The 639-nt window shown below is 36.8% G+C and carries 1 protein-coding gene; it reads right to left on the reverse strand.

Annotated features, from left to right (window positions below):
• The coding region (locus Z054_RS29665; RefSeq protein WP_035093940.1) for an immunoglobulin domain-containing protein at positions 1-639 on the reverse strand (639 nt) is incomplete at both ends.

Genomic DNA, 639 nt, shown 5'->3' on the forward strand with positions numbered 1-639 from the left:
AAGAATTTGGATCATTAATCAACCATGGCTGATTATTGGCTTGTGTATTGGTCCAATTTCCCCCATCTGTACTGGTATAAAAATCTATCAAAGCCTGGCGTTCTGCTGCAGAGACTCGCCCAGCTTCAGCATCAGAAATTGATACTGTAATTTCATTTCGGGTTAGTATTAATCCTGTAACAATACTATTGGTTGCTACAAAATGGTATATTCCTACATCTGTGCCTGTGGCATTAGTGATGACTAAATCTTTACTCGTTGCTCCTGTGATAGCTACATTATCTTTGTACCATTGATAGCTATTGTTGGTACTTGTTAATGCTGTACCAGTTAATGTAATTGATTGCCCTGTAGATACTGATATCGTTTCAGCCTGATCTATTTTGCCTTGAGGTGTATATCGATATCTTGTTAGATTGGCTTGATAATTTGCATGTTCAGTTTCAAAATCATTGAACACAAAATTATTTCCTTCAAGTTCTAAAGTGTTTAAGATATCAGATGATGCAATTGCGGAGAATCCTGATGGTATTTTTCCGGAAAAACTATTGTTTGCAATCGACAGTGTCCTTAACTTGGTTAAAACACCAAGCTGGCTTGGCAATTCGCCTTCTAATTTATTCCCCGCTAAGTATAAAA

It is taken from the genome of Aquimarina macrocephali JAMB N27 (assembly GCF_000520995.1).
GTDB classification, from domain to species: Bacteria; Bacteroidota; Bacteroidia; order Flavobacteriales; family Flavobacteriaceae; genus Aquimarina; species Aquimarina macrocephali.